The organism is Catonella sp., assembly GCF_052169795.1.
In the GTDB taxonomy this organism is placed as follows: domain Bacteria; phylum Bacillota; class Clostridia; order Lachnospirales; family Lachnospiraceae; genus Catonella.
The window spans coordinates 16,724-37,523 of sequence record NZ_JBQNBU010000008.1 but is presented as its reverse complement, the minus strand read 5'-3'; the positions used below and the strand labels follow the sequence as shown (position 1 = coordinate 37,523).

The window sequence follows — 20,800 nt, the reverse complement described above, 5'->3', positions numbered from 1 at the left end:
CCTCCATTTTAGTTAGTTTCACCGTATTCAGCCGAATGCAGTATGGTTATATTAGGGTAATACTTAAGCCATGCCTTACCGACTATTTTTTCTTTCTTTACATATTTATTGTCCCAAAATCTTGCATCTTTACTTTCGTCCCTATTATCACCCAGCATAAAGTAACAGCCTTCAGGTATATTATACGGGCCGTAATTTCCTTTCGGTGCATCATTGATATATGGTTCTGATAAAGGTTTATCACTGTCATTTATATATACAAGCCCATCTTTAATCTCCAGTTTTTCTCCAGGAAGACCTATAATGCGCTTAAGATAATTCTCACTTTCATCATCCGGATTGATAAACATAACTATATCGCCTCGTTTCGGCTCTTCAAACAAATATGCAAGTCTGTTTACTATGAGTCTATCATCCGGCTGAACTACCGGAATCATAGACCCCGTAGGTACTTCAGCATTGGCATACACAAATTTGTTCATTAAAAATGCCAGAACAAAAGCCAGTATTATAAGGAAAACATAATCCCTTACTTCCTTAATGACAGACTTTTTATCCCATTTCTTTTTTTCTTTATTATTTTCTATTTTATTTTCCATTATTTTCCAATCCACCTTCCTGATGCACCACAAGGAAGCACCAAGTTATTTTTCTTTACCGGCAGACCTATTTCTTCTGCCATTACTTTACCGCCAAACTTATCAGCTATTAAAGTATTTAACATATAACTAAGTACTGCAGGCTGCAAACCTGTAGTATAACTGTTTATAAGAAAAAATTCACTTTTCTTATGTAGCAGCTCTGTGCATTTTTTCATAAAAGGATATACCGATTCCTCAATTTTCCATATCTCTCCCTTAGGCCCTCTGCCATAAGAAGGAGGATCCATTATTATTCCATCATAATGATTGCCACGCCTTATTTCCCTCTCCACAAACTTAACGCAATCATCCACTATATAACGAATAGGTGCATTTTCAAGCCCTGAAAGCTTTGCATTTTCTTTTGCCCAGGCAACCATGCCCTTAGCTGCATCTACATGTACAACTTCAGCTCCGGCTTTTGCAGCTGCCACCGTCGCTCCGCCCGTGTATGCAAAAAGATTCAACACCTTCAGTTTCCTGTTACTTTTACTAATGATATTCGAAAACCAGTCCCAATTCACCGCCTGCTCAGGAAATAAGCCCGTATGTTTAAAACTAAAAGGCTTAAGATTAAAGGTCAAATCTCTGTAATGGATATTCCACTGTTCAGGAAGGTTAAAAAATTCCCATTCACCGCCACCACGATTACTGCGGTGATAATGTGCAGATGGTCTCTTCCATTCTTTAAGTTCTTTTTCAGTATCCCAAATCACCTGAGGATCAGGACGAATGAGGGTATAACCGCCCCAACTTTCAAGCTTTTCACCCTTTGAACAGTCTAAAACTTCATATTCTTTCCAATTATTAGCAATCCACATTGATGTATGGCTCCTATATTTTCTAATAAAACTGCCACATCAGGCTAAATTTTAACCTGATGTGGCAAAGTAAAATTTAATTTTAATCTGAAGCACAGGCTGCTTTATTCGGCTTTTCCTACTGAACCGAAAAGTTCCATTTTCTCTTTAACTGTAGCCTTGATAGCCTCAAATCCCGGAGCAAGTACCTTACGAGGATCAAATCCCTTGCTTGCTTTATCCTTATTTGCTTCAAAATATTCTCTTGTGGCTGCAGTAAATGATAACTGGCACTCTGTATTAACATTAATCTTAGATACACCAAGCTCTATAGCTTTCTTGATCATATCAGCTGGAATTCCTGTACCGCCGTGAAGCACAAGTGGTAAAATTCCTGTCTTTTTCTGTATAGCATCAAGAGTCTCAAATGAAAGTCCCTGCCAGTTTGCAGGATATACACCATGAATATTTCCAATGCCGGCAGCAAGGAAATCTACACCAAGGTCAGCTACTCTCTTGCACTCATCAGGATCTGCACATTCTCCCATACCAACTACACCATCTTCTTCTCCACCGATTGAGCCAACTTCAGCTTCGATAGAAACACCCATCTTATGAGCAGCCGCAACAAGCTCTGTAGTTTTAGCCACATTTTCATCAATAGGATAATGTGAACCATCGAACATGATTGAAGAAAAACCTGCTTCAAGGCACTTATAGCAGCCTTCAAATGAACCATGATCGAGATGAAGCGCTACAGGAACTGATATCTTAAGGTCCTTAAGTAAACCATTTACCATACCAACTACAGCATTGTAGCCACCCATGTACTTACCTGCACCTTCGGAAACACCAAGAATAACCGGACTTTTAAGCTCTTCTGCTGTTAAAAGAATGGCCTTTGTCCACTCAAGGTTATTGATATTGAACTGACCTACTGCATAATGACCTGCTTTTGCCTTAACTAACATATCTCTTGCTGATACTAAATACATAATGAACTCCATTCCGCATTTTTTACAATGCTATTTTAATGATAAATTATATTTAACTGTCCACATTTTATCACAACAATGCATAAAAGTAAAATAAAACTTAGGCTTTATTATATTTTCCATTTAAAAAATTATCAATCGCAGTCTCAACCGTACTTTTAAGCACAGGAATTGATGATATTTCTTTTGCAGCCAGATTATCTCTAAGTTTTCTATCAATTCCATTAGATATAATCATTTCGACACCTTCATTTTTGAGTGCTGACACTACATCTTCATCAACTGTAAGTTCTAAATCAGTTTTTTCTAACATCATGCTTCCTCTTGTTTCTACAATCAAAAACCTCTTAGCCTCTGCAAGTTTTCCTACCATTGATTCATTATTATCAATTGCAATGGCTACTTTGTGAATTTCTCCACCCTCCTCTATCTCTTCAGCATGATTTATGTTTTGAAGCAGATATTCAATTGTATCCGCAGTTTCAGAAAGTACATCTAACGCAAGCTCTTCTACCAACCCCTTGTCCATAGCCTCTGCAATCCTTGTATCCATCGGCAGTCTTGAGAGCACCGGTATTCCATATTTCAGACCTACATCATCAGTCTTTCCTTCTCCAAACGGATAGATAAGTTTTCCACAATCCGGACATTTGATGTAACTGTAGTTCTCCACCATTCCGAGAACCGGCACTTTCATGGCATTAGCCATATTTACAGCCTTTTCTACAATCATCGATACAAGTTCCTGTGGAGAAGTTACTATAATAATACCGTCAACAGGGAGTGACTGAAACACCGTAAGCGGAACATCTCCCGTACCGGGAGGCATATCCACAAACATATAATCCACATCTTTCCAGTTCACCTCAGACCAAAACTGCTTTACGGTTCCGGCTATAATCGGTCCTCTCCATACAACAGGTACGGATTCATCATCTAAGAGAAGATTGACTGACATAACCTGAACACCGCCTTTACTTACAGCCGGCTGTATTCCATTTTCATTTCCTTCCGCCTTCCCCTTAAGTCCAAAGCACCTTGGAATAGACGGACCTGTAATATCAGCATCCAGCACAGCTGATTTATAACCTTTTTTAGAAAATATTGATGCAAGCCTGGAAGTTACAAAGGACTTTCCTACTCCACCTTTTCCGCTTACAACTCCTATAACTCTTTTTACCGAGCCCTCATTTTTTAAGTCAATTATCTGTCTATTTCCACTATCGTTATTCAAAATACACCTCCTCGAATAATTTTGTTACCGCTTATATATTATCACTTTCCGACAAAATATTCAAATTTTCGCACTCAATTTTAAAATTTTACAATAGATTTTAATCTATATTTATGGTATAATTACAAAAGTTTACGCTTTTTAACTATGTAAGATGTGAAAGGAATGGTGCTAATGGCTTCCAATGCTAAAGATAAAGAAGAAAAATCTTTAAAAAATGAAACTGAAACTAAAAAATCTGCCAGAAAGTCTGTTAAAAAATCTGAAAACGCAAAATCTTCTAACAACATAACAGTCTCAAAAGATGATTTTCTTGCAAGATTAGAAAAAATTGTGGAACTTGCAAGAAAGAACAAAGATGTCATTGAGTCAGATAAAGTAAACGACTTTTTTAAGGATTTGAATATTGACTCTAATCAATATGAAAAAATTTGTGACTATCTTGAAAATAACAATATTACAATTATTAATATTAACGACATGGACGAAGATGCTTTTGATGATGTCCTGCCGGAGGTTGAAGATGATGCAGATCTTGATATAACTGATGACATCACTCTTTCTATAATGTCTGATGACCCTGTTAAGATTTACCTGAAAGAAATAGGAAATTATCCATTATTAAGCATGGAAGAAGAAGTTGAGCTTGCCAAAAAAATTGCCGAAGGCGATCAGTCTGCTTCTGAAAGACTTACCGAGTCCAATCTCAGACTCGTTGTAAGTATTGCCAAAAAATATGTAGGGCGTGGGCTTTCTTTCCTTGATCTTATTCAGGAAGGAAACTTAGGACTTATTAAGGCTGTTGATAAATTCGACTACTCTAAAGGATATAAATTCAGTACCTATGCTACCTGGTGGATAAGGCAGGCAATAACCCGTTCTATCGCAGACCAGTCCAGGACAATACGAATACCTGTACACATGTCGGAAGTTATTAATAAAGCCTACAGAATATCCAGAGGCCTTTTGCAAGAATTAGGCCGTGAACCTACTGAGGAAGAAATTGCTGAGAAAATGAACCTTCCTGTAGATAAAGTGAGAGAAATCATGAAAATTTCTGCTGATCCTATTTCACTTGACACTCCTATAGGAGAAGAAGATGACAGCCACCTTGGAGATTTCATAAAAGATGATACAATTATGGGACCTGAAGATGCTGCTGCCTATACAATGCTCCAGGATCAAATACAAAAACTTCTTAAAACCTTATCTGATAGAGAGCAGAGAGTACTCGTACTTAGGTTTGGGCTTCTTGACGGAAGGACAAGGACTCTTGAGGAAGTTGGAAAAGAATTTAATGTAACTAGAGAGCGTATCAGACAGATAGAGGCTAAGGCTCTTAGAAAACTCCGTCATCCTAACAGGGCAAAAATGCTCAGAGGTTTTGATTCTTATTAATTTTTGAAGAAATATCCTATTCAATAAACATAAAGACAGGCTGCTACAATTATAAGTATCAGCCTGTCTTTCTATTTAAGATTATTATGAATCTTAATATCAGTATTTCACTTATCTCCCTTCTCCACATCCATTAACTTACCATCATAGTAAAATTTTTGTGAAAATTTAATTCCAAGTGTCTTTTCATACTTTTTAATAAGTGGCAGTTCTCTTTCAGTTATTATGCTTAAGTTTCTTCCAACTCTTCCGGCTCTGCCTGTCCTGCCTGCTCTGTGGAGATAGGTATCGGCATCCTCAGGAAGATTTACATGAAAAACCGTATCCACATCATCAAATTGTAGACCTCTTGCCGCAATATCAGTTGCTATCAGATATTTGATTTTCTTATGTAAAAAGCCCTGCATAGCTTTTTTTCGCTCTTCTTTTGTACGCTCTCCGCCTATGAAGTCCACCTGATAATGATGATGGGCAAGCTTCTTATAAGTTTCTTCTATATCATAAATACCATTTACAAAAATAATAGCTTTTCTAGTTCTTATTGCTCCTGTTGTTCCACGAAGAATTTCAAGTTTGTTTCTTTTTTCACAAACTATATACCAGTGCTTGATATTATCCGGTATTTCCTTGCCGCCATCGGCAACAATTTCAGTAATATCTTTATCCCAAGCCTTTGCACCTTCTAAAGCTGCATTGGTAGCTGTTGCCGAAAATAATAAAAGCTGTCTGTCCCTTACAAAGCATTTAATCAAAGCATCAGTTGTTTCTTTATTATTTTTATCAAATAGCCTGTCACCTTCATCCAGTACCAGAGTTCTTACCAAATGAGCCGCTATCTTACGCTTTCTTATCAGCTCTATTATTCTTCCCGAAGTACCTACTATAATCTGCGGCTTTTTCTTTAAGTTTTCAATCTGCCTTATTATACTTGTATTTCCGCCAAGACACACCGAATGAAGTCCTATGCCTGTATTACCTCGTACAAGTTCTGCCTGCCTGTGTATCTGTAAGGCAAGCTCTGTAGTTGGGGCAACAATTACAATCTTGTTCTCATGCTCTGTCTTTTTATATTTCTCAAATAGAGGCAGCAAGTAAGCTAATGTCTTACCCGAACCTGTGGGAGCCTGCACAAAGAAACTTCCACCCTCAAGTATTTTCTTATAAGCTGCTTCCTGCACCGGAGTAGGATGCTTAAATCCAAACTTCCCTATTCCTACAAGGATCTTCTTATCTTCTATAAACTCATTAAATTCCATTATTTTGTAAACCAACTGCCTTTCATAGTGTGCTTAAATACTCTATAAGCTTTTTTCCCATTAGTAAAAGAAAAACTTGCCAGCTTATATCCATCAGGATTGTATTCATCAAAACTTCCATTATCTGATGCAGCAGCAACAAGATAACCATTGTTTACATCAATATTGCCATTATCCGAAGAATAAGGCAATTCTACTGCATTTTCCAAACTAAAAGTCATTTTTTCTTCATTTACAAGATATTTATAATAAAATGAATTCCTGCCTCCTGTGTTATTATTAAATACCATTATATGATACTGTCTGTTATCCAGCTTTTCATCCTTCTCTATATAAGCTGTACTCTGTCTCTTCTGACTTACAAAATCTCCATCTTTACTATAAAAAACTTTTCCATAGGCAGCCTTCAATTCATCAGTTCCGGAGATAATCGCCTTAATATTCGGATTTCTAAAAACATTGTTTATTCTTATTATCGAAGAAGTATTCTTCTCACTGACTATAAGGTCATTATCATTAATAAACTGTACAGAAGTAAATTTAAGTTTAGAACCGCCCTTCTTATAATATGAAGAAAACAGCTTATTAAAATTCACTATTTCCTTTGATTTGCCCTCTAAAATATCTAATGAAGAAATACCATCATTCCCATTTCTTTTAGACAGAGTGACAGCCTTTCTTATGCCGGTATTCAAATCCATATCTCCAAAGGCTACTGTACCATCCTCTAATCCGATAAATTTTTCAACCTTCCCCATCCTGTCAACCAAAGCAAATCTTCTCTTGTCTATTGCATAAAACAATTTATCATCAATAAGCCCTATATTTGTTTCAGGTGCTTCTCCGCCGTTTACAAGCGGTAGTTCAGCTCTTATTACTCCATAATTATCATAAAATAATATATGCCTGTTTTTTCTTCCATTATCATCTAAACCAAATACCGTGTACAATCCTTCTGACATTTGGCTTATTTCCCTCTCATGAACTGCCTCGAGAGTTTTCATTGTAACAGACTCCGACTCAGGAATTTCTACTTTATATCCTGCCTTAGCTATCATCTTATTATTTTCATCATAGATATATACAGATACATAATTTCGTTCACCAGGAATTAACCCTACTATAAGCCCCTCCTGCTCTGCAAGGGGCATTCCACTTGTATTTGTATACAATGAATTTGAAAAATTGCCGGCCTTAACATTTTCCCTACCATCAATTTCTTTCACGCTCACTGTGTATTTGGTATTTACTCTAAACTTATGCTTAAAATAAATATAGAGTCCAGTAGTATTAGTTCCATAAGGATTTACAATTAAAAGTGGAGAGTCTAAAGTATATTTTCTCTTTTTTTTGAACTTGTCTATTATACTTTTTGCCATTTTTTGATATTTCATAGAATATACTTCAGGCTTTTTAGTCTTAAGCTTTTTAGCCACCTTTTTATACATACTTTCTGCTGTAATAATTTCAGGCTTTGCATACTCTACCCTATCAGGAACAGTAGTTTCTGCTTTTTTGATATTTTCTTTTGTAGTCTTTGTTAAAAAGGCTGCTCCTGCCAGCACTACTACAAAAAAAATCGAAATTATAAGTGAAATCTTCAATGCTTTTTTTAACATATCTACCTCAACAATCTGCCAATATTTGCGTCCTCTGCTAAGTCAGGCGTACTGTAAAGTACAAGTAAATCTGTGATTTCATTCTCATTCAGATATTTCTTAAGACTCTTATTAAAATATCTGAGGTCAAGCATTATTATCCTATCATAATCCTTTATTAAGAATGGTACAAGGCTATGTGCAAAACTATCTTTGATAATAAGCAGAGTCTTACCGGTTTTATTATCCGTCTTTATATCTGTCACACTGTGATTACCGCCCAAAAATACTGTGTACTTATCCTTGCCTTTAAGAGCATCCGGATAATAAATGCTGTTAAAAGTCTTATCCTTATCATTATCCCACATCATACCGGCTTTGTCTATCTCTTCTGAAGAATAAACTGTAATACTGTCCGGTATCACTCCGCCTGTAATCCCTGTATTTACCTTAGAATCATAAGTACCAAGAAAATCTTCATCAACAATATCCACCTTAAAATATTTTAAAGGTAACACCTCAAGTCCCAATGCCTTTGCTATGGTTTCATAACCGTAATAGGCTCCGAGACTTGTCCAGTGATGATCAGTTCTATAATAAATATATTCATCTGCATGCTTTTTAAGATTTTTGCCTAAGCCTATTATAAAATCATCGCCTGCTTCCTTAACTACCTTATCTATAAAACTCGTCTGATTATAAACAGGTGCATCGGCAGGTAACCTATCTTTTAATATTTCTGAAGAAGACGGAGCAAGTGCTATCTTAAAATGTTCTTTACCGAATTTATCTGCATACATTTTTACAAAGTCTGCTATTACAGTCATATTGTTCTTAGCCGTTTCCGACTCAAACAAAGCCCCGTCATACTTTCCAAAAAGATAGCCTTCCTTTCCAAAATATACGCCATTATCATCCGTTCTTCCACGAAATCTTTCAAGAGCAGTCTTTACTCCCATAAATAAACTTCTTTTTGGGAATTGATCGGTAATAAAAGTTTCGTAATCTTTCATAAAACTTCCATCTAAAAGTTTGGCTGTTGTAAGTTTAGGTCTTTGCTCAAGATACCTGTTCTCTGTTTCTGAAAACTCTATCGGTTTATGGAGTACAGCTCCCAAAAATAATGCTGCTAAAGTAGTTCCAAAGACTGCTATCTTAGCATTTTCATAAGTTAATATCTTCATATACCTCTCCCATTAGAACCTGAAATACAAGAACGGATTGTATGTCGCTGCAACTAAGTAAGCTACACAAATTCCAAAAATTATTTCCATTACAACAATATTTATGAATTTACCTGCGGGCTTCTCTTTAGAAACAACTTTTTCAATACATTTTTTAGGTAAATTCGTACTTGCAAAAATAAGGATTATAATAAGGCTTAGATTGTTTAATAAAAGATAAATAAATTCAGTATTTATAATATCATAGCCTCCAAGCCCAAACATTCCTGCAAGGAAGGATGCTCCCTTTTTAAATGAGTCAAATGAAAACAACACCCATCCTACAATTACTAAGAGCATTGTATAAATATGTCTTATAAATATAGGTGCTTTTTCAATCCATCTTAATAAGAAGACTTTTTCCATAATGAGGATTGCTCCATAATAAAGCCCCCAAGCCACAAAGTTCCAACTTGCTCCATGCCAAAATCCTGTGAGCATCCAAACAATTATTATATTTCTAATCTGCTTAGCAATCCCTGCCCTGTTTCCCCCGAGAGGAATATATACATACTCTTTAAACCAAGTAGAAAGTGAAATATGCCACCTTCTCCAAAATTCAGTTATTGACTTTGCCATATATGGATAGTTAAAGTTTTCATCAAAATGGAAACCGAACATAAGTCCCATACCTATCGCCATATCTGAATATCCTGAAAAATCAAAATAAATCTGGAAGGTATAGGCAAGGATACCTAACCAAAATCCTCCCACCGACATCTGCGAATTTGTAAGTGCATTTACACTATCCCAAAGTAGTCCCGCATTATTTGCAAGCAAAACCTTTTTTCCCAAGCCGAAAATAAAACGACTGATTCCTTTTGCAAAATCTGCTTTATTTTCTACCCTGCCCTGCATTTCCTCCGCTACTGTACGGTATCTTACTATCGGTCCTGCTATTAACTGTGGGAAAAGAGTCACATAAGTTCCAAAATCCAAGATACTCTTTTGCACCCTGGTATCTCCCCTATAAACATCTATTACATAGGAAAGGCTCTGAAATGTATAGAAAGAAATACCTATAGGAAGTGCCAGCTTTATAGCTGTAATTCCCGCTCCTGTAAGAGAATTTACCGTATTTATAGTAAAATTGGCATACTTAAAAAATCCCAGCAATAAGAGATTTATTACTACAGCTAGAGCCAGTGAGACCTTTGCTCCATTTTTTTTGCCTGCTTTTATCTGTTTATCTATAACAAGTCCAAAAACATAGTCCACTGTTATAGTGAAACACATCAGCAAAATGTATATAGGTTCTCCCCAAGCATAAAAAAGTATACTTGACAAAAACAAAACAAGATTCCTTATACGCTTTGGTACTACGAAATAAATTGCCAGTACCAGTGGCAGGAATCTTGTAAGAAACAAAATACTTGAAAAAACCATGGGTGTTACTCCTTTTTAACTCTGATAAGCACCCATATCATACCATATTTAATTGTAAAATAAAAGATAGCAAAAGCCCAAATTTTTGTCTCTTTTTATTTTTTAATATTTGACATTTATTATGCCCCATATCATTTTTATCTTTTATAAAGGTTTCTTTAATACATATACAATGATTTTATCTGTTCCTTCTACAGCCTTTCCTTTTTCGTTATCCGTCTTTAATCCATCATATACTAAAAGAATCGGAAGAAAGTTCTTTCCCTTTTTTAGTTCTATATACGAAATTCCCTCTCCTTTATCCAGTGTTTTCACATCATACCCATAAGGATAATAGGCAAATATCAGTCTGGCTATACTTACATCAATATCTTCAGCAGAAAAAACTTCACTTAAAAGTATACCCGCCTTATGCCTTTTAAGAGATATTTTCTTATCATATGCTTCTTTTAACTTAAACTTTTTTACCAGTTTTTCAGCATTCTTAAGCTTGTCAGCCACCTTAAAACCATCAAAATCCAGACTAGCAAGGACATTATTCTTGATTTCCTCTTTTGATAGTCCCATCACAACCTGATTTTCAATAATATTTTTATAAGCTTCCTCACCTTTATTCGCTTCCACAATAAAATCTTTTTCTTTTAACCCCTCAAAAAACTTCTTATACTGTTTAGTAAAACTAATGGTAATTTTATAACTTAAACCCTTTACTTCAACATCTGTATAATACTTCTCTCCTATACGGATAGTTTTCCCCTTCGAAAATTTTTGTGCAGGTTGAAAATCCGGATTCTCCGCATCTTCTGCTCTTGTGAAAACAGTTGTTTGTACCGCCCATCTGTCCTTATCGGATTTAAAATGTAAGCTGTAATTCCAATTATCTGTCAAGAAATCATTATTCGGCACCTTTATTTTTACCATCTTATAGTCCTGAATTAAAGCGGTATAACTATCCGATGTTTTTGCAGACACTGTCTGTGAAAGAAACAAACTTATAAGCATTACCAATACCGGTAGTCCCATTCCCATTTTCTTAATCTTCTCTTGCATAAAACTTCTCCATTCTTCTGCATTTTTTATCTTTACTTTATTTTAGCATTTATCTTTTCAAATATTTGTAGTATAGTAAATATATATTTTTTTAGAAAGGTATAATTCATGAAACATATAAATACCACTCCTTTATATCAGAGCCTTAAACTCACGAGAAATTTAATAAACATAAGCTTTTTAATAATTTTTCTGATACTTTTATTTTGGGGAAATTATAACCCTGCCGCTGCCTTTGCAATGATATTTTATAATGCCTTACACTGGCTGTTGTTGTCAAACAAAAAAGACGGACGGCTATCAGAAATAAATATACTCAAACTTACTTTTACAGCCGCAGTTTTATTGCACTTAATTCTTGGCTATGGTTTTATGTACAAACTTCCCATTAAAATAAACGAACTGAGAAGCCTGCCTTTTATTTTAACAGCCGTTATTTTCTTATTTCGTTATACAAGTTATTTTTTAATTAAAATTAAAAGCAATAAAAAATAACTGATTATTCTGTCCTGCCTGCATTTCGCTTTTCGGCTTCTGCTTTAGAATATACACAACCGCAGTAATCCTGCCTATAAAGACCATAATCTTTTGATAATTGTACCGACCTGTGATATCCTCCCTTTTTCTTAAAATCTGAATAAAGATAAGGAATATCGTATTTCTCTCCAAATTTCTCACCAAGGCTATTTAGCCAGTCTGCATTTTTATGCGGACTGATTGAGAGTGTGGTAGTAAAATAATCTGCACCATACTCTTTTGCAGCCCTTGCAGCCTCTTCCATACGAAGTTCATAGCAGTGATAGCATCTTGCTCCACCCTCCGGCTGGTCTTCTCTGCCCTTTGCAATCTCATAAAACTTCTCAGGTTCATAAGTACCGCTTATCAAATTCACTTCATGTTCAAGCGGCATCTCTTTAATCAGTCTGGTAAGTTCTTTTATACGCATTTCATACTCTTCTTTAGTATCTATATTAGGATTATAAAAATATATTGTTATGTTAAAATATTTACTTAAGTATTCTAATGTGTAACTGCTGCAAGGAGCACAGCAAGCATGGAGAAAGAGAGCAGGAACTCTGCCCTCTTTTAGAAATTCTTCTATTTTTTCATCTAAAACTTTTTGATAATTGATTTTATTCAACTTATTCTCCTACATCTTTTTCATCTGCTCTTCTAAAATTTCTTTAGCATAAGAACAGGACTTTTCAACGGATCCAACTTCAAAAGGATTGGAAACATTGGCATATTTAAGTGTCTCAAGATATCTTAGACTTCCTCCAACCTTGCAGAGCTTAAGATAGTCTTCCCAAGCCTTCTCCTTATCTTCTGCATATTTCTTCTTAAACTCCATTGCTCCCATAGTTGTTAGGGTATAATTTATATAATACATAGGATCCTGGAAAATATGAAGTTTATGATACCAATAGCCTCCCCTATTCATAAATTCATCACTTTCATCATATTTTCTCCAAGGCATATATTTCTCTTCTAATTTATGCCATTCATAAGTTCTCTCTCTAGGAGTAAGCTCAGGTTTTGCATAGCAGATATGCTGAAATTCATCTACTGCCACTCCAAAAGGTACAAAGGTAATTGCTTCCTGTAAATGTTCAAAACGGTACTTGTCCGCATCTTTTCCAAAAAATTTCTCTGCATAAGGGTAGGCAAACTGTTCCATACTCATAGAGTGTATTTCTGCTATGTCGGTAGACTCTGAATAATAAGATGAAATAGGCTGGTTACGCATTGCCATATATCCTGCAAAAGCATGACCCAATTCATGAGTGAGCACCATCATATCAAAAATAGTACCGTTAAAACAAGAAAACACAAAAGGTGCTTTTATAGGTGAAAAACTTGTCATGTACCCTGTCGATGCCTTATGTGGTTTATTTTTAAGGTCAAGCAGCTCATGTTCTACCATAAAATCTATGAATTCAGCTGTTTCCGGACTCAAGTCATGATACATTTCTCTTGCCTTTTCTATCATAAAATCATCATCACCTGCCGGTACAGCATTTCCATCTGCAAAAACTCTCTTCTCATCATAGCTGTAAACTGCATCAATACCTATTCTCTTTGCCTGAGCCTCATAAAGTTTCTTACAAAGAGGAACAAGGTAAGCCTCTACCTGCTTCCTGAAAGACTCAACTTCAGCCTGTCCATAATCAGTTCTTCCCTGTTTCATATATCCTAAAGGAATATAATTTTCAAAGCCTAAGTTCCTTCCCATTTCATTTCTTATTTTAATTAACTCGGACCATATTTCTTCAAGACGAGCTTCATTGCTATGATAAAATTCAGAATATGCCCTAAATGCACTCTTTCTTACTTCTCTATCCTCATGTTCAAAATACTTCTGAATACCATAAAGATTTAATTCCTTGCCGTCAAAGTTTATTTTACATGATGCCATCATTTTCTGATATTCACTTGTCAGTTTTACTTCCTGTTGGATAAGGGGTATGTTTTTCTCTGAAAAACTTCTTTTATTTAATTCCATAGACATAAAAAACTGTTTTCCAAATTTAGCCTCAAAATCCCCCTTGAATTTACTTTCCATTATTGCGTTCTCAAATGCAACCGATAAAGGACCGAAGGTAGGGAAGGTTTCGTCAAGCACTCCCTGCTCTTCTTCATAAAACTTATCCGAGGTATCTAAGGTGTGCCTTATATAGGATATTGTATACATCATTATAAGTTCAGCGAATTCTTTGTCAGCCTCCATATATACGGACAATGCTTCTGTAAAGCTGTCTGCTGCCTTCATTTTCTCTATACTTATCTCAAAGTTTTTCTTAATTTTATCAAAATCAGGACGAACATATTCTAATTCACTAAATTTCCAATTTTCTTTCATATATCTGCCTTTCTATTAATAATATACCATATCAGCTTATAGGAAGATTATCTCTGTCCCAGTTTCAAGCTAGGTACTGCATTTAAAGTTAAATCTGCAATCATTCCTTTTTTATAATCATAATACGCGGCAGCCCCTATCATTGCCGCATTATCCGTACAAAGAATAGGTGAAGGATGAAAGAAAGCAAAGCCTCTTTTATCACAAGCATCTTTCATTGCAGCTCTTAAAGCTGTATTTGATGCCACTCCCCCCGCCATTGCAATCTTATTAAAACCTAATTGTCTTGCACCTTCAATAGTGTGACTAACCAGTACATCTACTACCGCTTCCTGAAAAGATGCTGCAACATCCGCCTTATTTATCTCCTCCCCCTTCATTTCACAGGAATTCAAATAGTTAAGCACCGATGATTTAACTCCACTAAAACTGAAATCAAACGGATTATCCACTACCTTTGCTCTTGGAAAGCTGATAGCATTTTTATCACCTTCTTCGGAGATTTTCTGAATTTTAGGACCGCCGGGATAACCAAGTCCTATGGCTCTTGCCACCTTGTCAAAAGCCTCTCCTGCTGCATCATCTCTGGTCTTCCCTAAAACCTCATACTCACCATAGTCTTTAACAATAACCAAATTAGTATGTCCGCCGGACACAACAAGGCATAAGAACGGAGGCTCTAATTCTTTATTCTCGATATAATTTGCAGAAATATGTCCCTCTATGTGATGCACTCCTATAAGCGGCTTATTATTAGCAAATGCTATGGACTTGGCTGCAGAAACCCCGACTAACAATGCTCCAACCAAACCGGGACCATAAGTTACGGCAACTGCATCTATTTCCTCCATGCTAAGTTTTGCTTCTTTTAATGCCTCATCTACAACCTGAATTACCTTCTCAATATGTTTTCTTGAAGCAATTTCAGGTACTACTCCTCCATAAAGTTTATGTATTTCTATCTGTGATGAGATAATATTTGAAAGCACATTCCTTCCATCCTTAACTACTGCTGCCGCAGTCTCATCACAAGACGATTCGATAGCCAATATATTCATTTTATGTCTTCTTTCTAGAATGTCTTTTCGGTTACTTCCCAAAAAAGAATCTTCCATTTTCCATCTTTATCTTCTCTTAAATAATACTTATGATTAGTTTTTTTGTGACCATTTCCCTCTTTTAGAAAAAATGAAACTAAAAGATTGCAAAACTTATATCCACCACGCTCTTCCATTTCAGCTTCTGCAAGTTCCTGTAAGCCAATATTAATTATTGTAACCTTAGATTTCTTATAACCTTCAATCTCTTTCTTTAACCTCGGTAAATATGTATCATAAGGATTTCTCTTCAACAGTTCCTCATCAAAAAGCTTCTGATTCTGAGCTGCAAGAACCTTAAGCTGTTCATCGCTAAGTTCCTCATTATAGTAGCATTTCATAAGCCTGTTATTAATTTTTAGTACTTCTCTTGCCGTACCCGGATAGTTATTATCAAGGTCAAATTCCATCAGTTTCTCAACCTCTGTTTTACTCTTCCTTACTTCTCTGTTTTTATTTCCCATGTTCCGTACCAAAAAAAATCCACCTATGACGGCTGCTGCCAGAGCAACCATTACTATAATAACAACAATCAGATTTTGCGCTTTTTTATACATAAGCACCTCCCCTTATTAGTCTTCATCGAACATTAAATCTACACTTTTCCCATCCTTACCAAGTTTAACTCCGCTAAATATTTCTTTCGCTTCTCTTATATACTGCTCAGGATGTGCCATTGACGGACTATAGTGAGTAAGCCACATTTTTCTCGGAACAGCTATCTTAGCCAGCTCACAAGCTTCGTACATGGTCATATGCTTCTTCTCTTTAGCCTTATAATCCGATTCATGATCCCCATACATACCCTCACATATAAATAAATCAGCATCCTTTGCCTTTTCAGCAATTAGAGGGATAGGTCTTGTATCTGTACAATATGTAACTTTAAGCCCTCTCCTTGCCTCACCCATAACCATTTCAGGAGTATAGATTTTTCCATCCATTTCAACAGTTTCACCTTTTTGAAGCCTGTTCCAACATTTTAACGGAACATCATTTTCCTTAGCTTTATCAGGTAAAAATTTGCCTGCTCTATCAACCTTTATATTATAGCCGTAACAAATCACATTATGTTTAAGCTTAAAAGCTTCGAGGGTCATTCCAAAAAACTCAAAACTTCCTCCATCACCTTCTATTTCAACAAAGTTCACCTGAAATGGAAGTTCCGGTGCAATAATACATAAGGATTTGACCACCCTCTCTACTCCCTTTGGCCCAAGTATAGTGATAGGCTCAGTTCTTCCTGAATTACCTATAGAAAGAAGCAGACCCGGAAGCCCTGCAACATGGTCTCCATGAAAATGTGTTATACAAATAAGTCCTATCGGATTGACACTCCATCCTTTTTTCTTAACAGCAACCTGCGTTCCCTCTCCACAATCTATGAGCACACTATTTCCATTGTACCTTACTAGAAGTGAGGTTAAAAACCTGTTAGGCAAAGGCATCATGCCTCCCGTACCTAGCAAACATATATCAAGCATTATTCATCCTCTATTTCTAATGACATAAGTAAGGCATCTTCCTTAGGTTCATCATAAAACCCGGACCTTATGCCATCTTCTTTAAAACCTAATTTTTTATATAAACTGATTGCAGTTTCGTTTCCATATCTAACTTCCAACAAAAACTTTCTTCTGCCATCCGATTTTCCATATTCAATAAGTTCTTTTAAAAGTCTCTGCCCTATTCCTTTACCTCTGGCTTCTTCTTTGACTGCAACATTATATATTTCAGCCTCATCCGATACACTCCAATAGCCACAGTATCCCAAAACTTCTCCATTCCTGACCGCACAAAAATAATGCCTGCCCGGATTGTTAATGCACTCAAAGAAAGCCTTTTCCGACCAAGGCATAGAAAAAACCTTCTTTTCTATTTCTGTAACCTGAGAACAATATTCATCACTTAATTCTACTATTTCTATATCATCCATAGTCACCTTATTTATCAGCCTGCTCTTTTTCTTTTCTTTCTCTTTCTGCCTGAGAGAGCCTTAAATATATAGGCTCATGACTTTCTGCTGTTTCAGCAACACCTCTATTATAATACATTTTTCCTAAAACTGCTACACTTCCTGCTCTTTGTTTTGAAATATTTGCAGTCGCATAAAAATGCTGAAGTTCCAGTCTTTCTTCTATGATATTTTTGTATACAGGTACTCCATCTCCAAGAAAAACAACCTTTTTCCCTAAATATTCACTGTTAAGCTCATTTATAAGTTCCTCTACCGCCAGTGCTCTATCTGCCTTAATCTCTGTAAATTCACCATCAGAAAAGGAATACAAACCATTATACACCTGTTCTCTTCTAGCATCCATAATAGGGCAGATAATCCCATCAAAAAATTGTATGTTGTAGGCTAAAGCTGCAAGAGTAGGTACCGGTATTATCGGTATGTTAAGGCTGTAAGCCAAGCCCTTAGCTGTCGCAGAACCTATTCTAAGTCCCGTAAAAGAACCCGGTCCGGCTGCAATAGCAATTGCTCCAACCTCTTTTAAATCTGTTTCCGACATTTTTACAATCTCGTTAAGCATCGGCATAAGAGTAGTTGAATGTGTTTTTTTATGCTCCACTGTATACTCCGCAATAAGAAGATCATCTTCAACTATTGCAACTGATGCAACCAATCCCGAACTGTCTATACCTATCAGCTTCATTATTTTACCGTAACCCTTCTATACTCAAATCCTTTGCTCAAATCTTTCTCTATATTAACATGCACTGCCGAAGGCGGAATAAGTTCCTCTATTCTAGATGCCCATTCTATAAGGCAGACTCCCTCTCCAAAGAAATAGTCCTCATAGCCTATTTCATCCATTTCTGAAACATCTCCAATTCGATATACATCAAAATGATAGAGAGGAAACCTCCCCTCTGTATATTCCTGAACTATAGTAAATGTTGGACTGTCTATATTTTCTTCTATATCAAGTCCTTTAGCAAAACCTTTTGTAAATACAGTCTTACCTACTCCGAGGTCACCTTCGAGGCAGATAATCTCTCCCTTACCTGCCTTTTCTCCAAGTTTTTTGCCAATTTCAAATGTCATTTCTTCTGAAAAACTTTCATAAACGGTCATTTTTTAGCCCTTTGCCTGTTTAATACTTAAAGATATTCTTTTTTTAGGAATATCTACTCCAATAACTTTCACATCAACTATATCACCAACACTTACAACTTCAAGCGGATGTTTTACAAATTTCTTATCCGACAGCTCAGAAATATGAACCAATCCATCCTGATGTACTCCGATATCTACAAAAGCTCCGAAGTCAATAACATTACGGACTGTCCCCTTCATCACCATACCTTCTTTAAGATCCTTCATATCCATAACATCTGTACGAAGGATAGGTGCAGGCAGATCTGCTCTCGGATCTCTTCCCGGTTTTTCAAGCTCGCTTATAATATCTTTAAGAGTAAGCTCACCTACATCCAGCTTAGCTGTCAAGTCCGGATGTTTCTTTATTTCAACGGAAATTCCTTTAATTCCGCCTCTAAGTTCTGATAAATCATAGCCCAGAGCCTTAAGAATGTCTTCTGCCGCCTTGTAAGACTCCGGATGCACACTACTTGAGTCAAGCGGATTGTCTCCATCCATAATACGCATAAAACCTGCACACTGTAAAAATGCTTTAGGTCCAAGTTTAGCAACCTTTAAAAGCTCTTTTCTGTTCTTAAACCTTCCGTTTTCCTCTCTGAAGCTTACGATATTCTTTGCTATTGTGCCATTTATTCCTGATACATAGGAAAGAAGCGGTGCTGAGGCTGTATTAAGGTCTACTCCAACCTTATTTACACAATCCTCTACAACTCCGCCAAGAGCCTCTTCAAGCTTCTTTTTGTTCATATCATGCTGATACTGTCCTACTCCTATAGCCTTTGGCTCTATCTTTACAAGCTCTGCAAGAGGATCTTGAAGTCTTCTGGCTATGGATGCCGCACTTCTCTGACCTACATCAAATTCCGGAAATTCCTCTGTAGCCAGTTTACTTGCTGAATATACGGAAGCTCCCGCCTCATTGACAATTACATAGGAAACAGGAAGATTCATTTCCTTAATCATATCCGAAATTATTTTCTCTGACTCTCTTGAAGCAGTACCATTTCCTACAGAAATCAGCGAAATCCCATATTTTTTAACTAAATCTGCTACTATTTTCTTAGTTTCAGCCACCTTGTTCTGTGGTTCTGTAGGGTAAACAACTGTTGTATAAAGTACCTTTCCGGTTTCATCAATAACCGCCAACTTACAGCCTGTTCTAAATGCCGGATCCCAGCCAAGCACTCTTTTTCCCAAAATAGGTGGCTGCATAAGAAGCTGTGTAAGGTTCTTTCCAAATACCTTAATCGCACCATCTTCTGCATTTTCTGTAAGTTCTGCCCTTATTTCATTTTCTATAGACGGAGCAATTAATCTTGTGTAAGCATCAATTGCTGTTTCTCTAAGTACTTCTGAGGTGTTCTTATTATCTCTGATTATAACTTTTCTACATAAGTAGTCTAATATTTCTTCTACCGGAGCTTCTATCTTTACTGTTAAAACCTTTTCAGCCTCACCACGATTAATTGCAAGTATTCTGTATCCTGTAATCTTTTTAACCGGTTCACTAAAACTATAATAAGTTTCATAAACGGATTCAGCTTCCTTGTCTTTTGCTTCTGAAGTTACATTACCTTTTTCAAAAGTAATATTTCGGATGTATTTTCTATAGTCTGCATTATCCGATATTTCCTCAGCAATAATGTCCATAGCTCCTTTGATTGCGGAATCAGCATCCAAAATTCCTTTTTCTTCATTGATATAGGCAAGGGCTTCTTCTGCCAAAGGCTTATCTGTCTGCTGAAGCGAAATAATGATAGCAAGTCCTGAAAGCCCTGCTTCCTTAGCTATAGTAGCTCTGGTTCTTCTCTTTTGTTTGTACGGTCTGTATAAATCTTCAACTGAAACCAAAGTCTCTGCTGCCTCTATTGCAAGCTTTAACTCATCTGTAAGTTTCCCCTGTTCATCTATAAGCCCTATAACCTGAGTCTTTCTGTCTTCAAGATTATTCAAATATCTGAGCCTTTCATCCAGATTACGCAGCACCTCGTCATTAAGTGCTCCATGCTGCTCCTTTCTATATCTGGCTATAAATGGTATGGTATTCCCCTCATCTATAAGCTTTATTACTGCGTTTACCTGCTCTTTTTTAATTCCAAGTTCTTCTGCAATCTTTTTTGCTATATCCATTGTCTTACCCTCTAAATAATATTTTG

The 20,800-nt window shown here is 36.3% G+C and carries 18 protein-coding genes and 1 pseudogene; 1 reads left to right on the top strand and 18 read right to left on the bottom strand.

Annotation, left to right across the window (positions count from 1 at the left end):
- Window positions 1-8 precede the first annotated feature (8 nt).
- The 4 genes and pseudogenes from lepB to ACTTKP_RS02285 form a co-directional block, all read right to left on the bottom strand.
- A complete protein-coding gene (lepB, locus tag ACTTKP_RS02300; RefSeq protein ID WP_442552287.1) occupies window positions 9-599 on the bottom strand; it encodes a signal peptidase I in 591 nt (196 codons plus the stop codon).
- Window positions 599-1,462, bottom strand: a complete 864-nt coding sequence (locus tag ACTTKP_RS02295; protein WP_442552286.1) for a class I SAM-dependent methyltransferase — start codon at window positions 1,460-1,462, stop codon at window positions 599-601. Before ACTTKP_RS02295 ends, lepB begins: the two co-directional genes overlap by 1 nt.
- Window positions 1,463-1,566: 104 nt before the next feature.
- The gene (fba, locus tag ACTTKP_RS02290) at window positions 1,567-2,436 is read right to left on the bottom strand and encodes a class II fructose-1,6-bisphosphate aldolase (protein WP_442552285.1); all 870 of its coding nucleotides are present in this window, start codon (window positions 2,434-2,436) and stop codon (window positions 1,567-1,569) included.
- A 466-nt stretch (window positions 2,437-2,902) separates the two neighbouring features.
- Window positions 2,903-3,673 (bottom strand): annotated as a pseudogene (locus tag ACTTKP_RS02285) (P-loop NTPase); the annotation flags it as partial.
- A gap of 171 nt (window positions 3,674-3,844) precedes the next feature.
- On the opposite strand from ACTTKP_RS02285, the gene rpoD reads away from it, so the two are divergent.
- Window positions 3,845-5,068 carry an RNA polymerase sigma factor RpoD gene (gene rpoD, locus ACTTKP_RS02280; protein WP_442552284.1) on the top strand — a complete coding sequence of 408 codons (1,224 nt, stop codon included), beginning with the start codon at window positions 3,845-3,847 and terminating at the stop codon, window positions 5,066-5,068.
- A gap of 107 nt (window positions 5,069-5,175) precedes the next feature.
- Here the strand turns inward: rpoD and ACTTKP_RS02275 are convergent, their stop codons facing one another.
- The 14 genes from ACTTKP_RS02275 to ACTTKP_RS02210 form a co-directional block, all read right to left on the bottom strand.
- Window positions 5,176-6,339: a DEAD/DEAH box helicase gene (locus tag ACTTKP_RS02275; protein ID WP_442552283.1), complete on the bottom strand. Its 1,164-nt coding sequence runs from the start codon at window positions 6,337-6,339 to the stop codon at window positions 5,176-5,178.
- Complete coding sequence (locus ACTTKP_RS02270) at window positions 6,324-7,943, bottom strand: aryl-sulfate sulfotransferase N-terminal domain-containing protein (protein WP_442552282.1); 1,620 nt, start codon at window positions 7,941-7,943, stop codon at window positions 6,324-6,326. Before ACTTKP_RS02270 ends, ACTTKP_RS02275 begins: the two co-directional genes overlap by 16 nt.
- Before the next feature lie 2 nt (window positions 7,944-7,945).
- Window positions 7,946-9,106, bottom strand: coding sequence for a DHHW family protein (locus ACTTKP_RS02265; protein WP_442552281.1), 1,161 nt, complete (start codon window positions 9,104-9,106; stop codon window positions 7,946-7,948).
- Between the two features lie 12 nt (window positions 9,107-9,118).
- Window positions 9,119-10,531 (bottom strand): MBOAT family O-acyltransferase, encoded by a 1,413-nt coding sequence (locus ACTTKP_RS02260; protein WP_442552280.1) that lies wholly within the window; start codon window positions 10,529-10,531, stop codon window positions 9,119-9,121.
- A 144-nt stretch (window positions 10,532-10,675) separates the two neighbouring features.
- On the bottom strand, window positions 10,676-11,581 hold the full coding sequence (locus tag ACTTKP_RS02255; protein ID WP_442552279.1) for a hypothetical protein: 906 nt from the start codon (window positions 11,579-11,581) through the stop codon (window positions 10,676-10,678).
- 499 nt (window positions 11,582-12,080) lie between these two features.
- Entirely contained in the window at window positions 12,081-12,722 is a 642-nt protein-coding gene (locus ACTTKP_RS02250; RefSeq protein ID WP_442552278.1) for an epoxyqueuosine reductase QueH, read from the bottom strand.
- 9 nt (window positions 12,723-12,731) lie between these two features.
- A complete protein-coding gene (locus tag ACTTKP_RS02245) occupies window positions 12,732-14,441 on the bottom strand; it encodes a M3 family oligoendopeptidase (RefSeq protein ID WP_442552277.1) in 1,710 nt (569 codons plus the stop codon).
- A 47-nt stretch (window positions 14,442-14,488) separates the two neighbouring features.
- Entirely contained in the window at window positions 14,489-15,499 is a 1,011-nt protein-coding gene (gene tsaD, locus ACTTKP_RS02240) for a tRNA (adenosine(37)-N6)-threonylcarbamoyltransferase complex transferase subunit TsaD (protein WP_442552276.1), read from the bottom strand.
- A 14-nt stretch (window positions 15,500-15,513) separates the two neighbouring features.
- The gene (locus ACTTKP_RS02235) at window positions 15,514-16,095 is read right to left on the bottom strand and encodes a DUF6715 family protein (RefSeq protein ID WP_442552275.1); all 582 of its coding nucleotides are present in this window, start codon (window positions 16,093-16,095) and stop codon (window positions 15,514-15,516) included.
- 15 nt (window positions 16,096-16,110) lie between these two features.
- On the bottom strand, window positions 16,111-17,022 hold the full coding sequence (locus ACTTKP_RS02230) for a ribonuclease Z (protein WP_442552274.1): 912 nt from the start codon (window positions 17,020-17,022) through the stop codon (window positions 16,111-16,113).
- Window positions 17,022-17,474, bottom strand: coding sequence for a ribosomal protein S18-alanine N-acetyltransferase (gene rimI, locus ACTTKP_RS02225; RefSeq protein ID WP_442552273.1), 453 nt, complete (start codon window positions 17,472-17,474; stop codon window positions 17,022-17,024). Before rimI ends, ACTTKP_RS02230 begins: the two co-directional genes overlap by 1 nt.
- 7 nt (window positions 17,475-17,481) lie before the next feature.
- Window positions 17,482-18,198 (bottom strand): tRNA (adenosine(37)-N6)-threonylcarbamoyltransferase complex dimerization subunit type 1 TsaB, encoded by a 717-nt coding sequence (tsaB, locus tag ACTTKP_RS02220; RefSeq protein ID WP_442552272.1) that lies wholly within the window; start codon window positions 18,196-18,198, stop codon window positions 17,482-17,484.
- Entirely contained in the window at window positions 18,198-18,620 is a 423-nt protein-coding gene (tsaE, locus tag ACTTKP_RS02215) for a tRNA (adenosine(37)-N6)-threonylcarbamoyltransferase complex ATPase subunit type 1 TsaE (RefSeq protein ID WP_442552271.1), read from the bottom strand. The genes tsaB and tsaE overlap by 1 nt, the downstream gene beginning before the upstream one ends.
- Before the next feature lie 3 nt (window positions 18,621-18,623).
- On the bottom strand, window positions 18,624-20,774 hold the full coding sequence (locus ACTTKP_RS02210; protein ID WP_442552270.1) for a Tex family protein: 2,151 nt from the start codon (window positions 20,772-20,774) through the stop codon (window positions 18,624-18,626).
- Window positions 20,775-20,800: the final 26 nt, after the last annotated feature.